General features: G+C 56.7%; 1 protein-coding gene. It reads right to left on the bottom strand.

What is annotated here, in order from left to right; translation table 11 throughout:
* Positions 1-17: 17 nt before the first annotated feature.
* Positions 18-1123, bottom strand: a protein-coding gene (locus EDC30_RS19350; RefSeq protein WP_424447054.1) for an IS3 family transposase whose coding sequence is annotated in 2 segments (ribosomal slippage) — positions 18-865 and positions 865-1123 — 1107 coding nt in all. Because the reading frame shifts where the segments join, the coding sequence is not laid out codon by codon here.
* Between the last annotated feature and the right edge of the window lie 59 nt (positions 1124-1182).

Raw genomic sequence — 1182 nt, 5'->3', positions numbered from 1 at the left:
TTGACCTGCTACCCGATTTAGTCCGAAATGGACATGGAGTCTGCGGTAATAAAACTATCTGCAAACTGGTCTGGTGCCAGGTAGCCGAGCGAGCTATGCGGACGCTGCTGATTATATTCGCAACGCCACTCTTCAATCACCTGCCGGGCATGGCGCATCGAGACAAACCAGTGCTCGTTCAGGCATTCATCCCGGAACTTGCCATTGAAGCTCTCGATGTAGGCGTTCTGCTGCGGCTTGCCCGGCTGGATGAAGCTCAATTGTAATCCTCGACTGTAAGCCCACTCGTCCAGCGCCTTTCCGGCAAACTCAGGGCCATTATCAATGGTGACCGACCTCGGCAATCCTCGGGTCTCCGCCAAGCGCTCCAGCACAGCTACTACGCGCCGGCCTGGTAGCGACGTATCCACCTCAATGGCCAGGCATTGCTTGGTGAAGTCATCAACGATGTTCAGGCATCGCAGCCGCCTGCCATCCACCAGCCCATCCGAAACAAAGTCCATAGACCAGCTCTCGTTGGGCTTTTGTGCCGGCACCTTCACCTGCCGCTCCACGCCGGCAATGCGTTTGCGCTTTCGCTTCCTGACCATCAGGCCGGCTTCCCGATACACCCGGTAGGTGCGCTTGGCGTTGATTTCCCAGCCATCCCGACATAGCAGGACATGCAGGCGACGATAGCCATAACGTCGCTTTTGCGCCGCCAACTCACAAAGCCGCTCCTTCAGTTCTGTATCGGCCGGACGCTTTGCCTCATACCGATACAGGGAGCGGGAAATGCCAATCAGCCCACAAGCGCGCGTGACACCCATTTCATGGGCTGCCATCAAATGCGATACCGCAGCACGCTTGGCCTGTGGGCCTACCACTTTCGGCCGACGATATCTTTCAAGGCGGCGTTATCCAGCATCGATTCGGCCAGCAGCCGCTTGAGCCGTGCATTCTCCGCTTCCAGGGCTTTTAAGCGCTGGGCGTCCGACACGGTCATGCCGCCGAATTTGGCCTTCCAGTTGTAATACGTGGCATCGGAAATGCCATGCTTGCGGCACAGTTCTGCCACCTTCGCACCGGCCTCAGCTTCCTTCAGAATGCCAATGATTTGTTCTTCGGTGAATCGCTTCTTCATACTGCCTCCTAAGAGGCAGACTCTACATCAAGTCCGTACTAATCTCGGGTAGCAGGTCA

Origin of the sequence: Paucimonas lemoignei (genome assembly GCF_004342585.1) — a bacterium.
Taxonomy (GTDB): Bacteria; Pseudomonadota; Gammaproteobacteria; order Burkholderiales; family Burkholderiaceae_D; genus Paucimonas; species Paucimonas lemoignei.
Note: the sequence above shows the minus strand (reverse complement) of the source record. Positions and strands in the feature narration are given on the sequence as shown.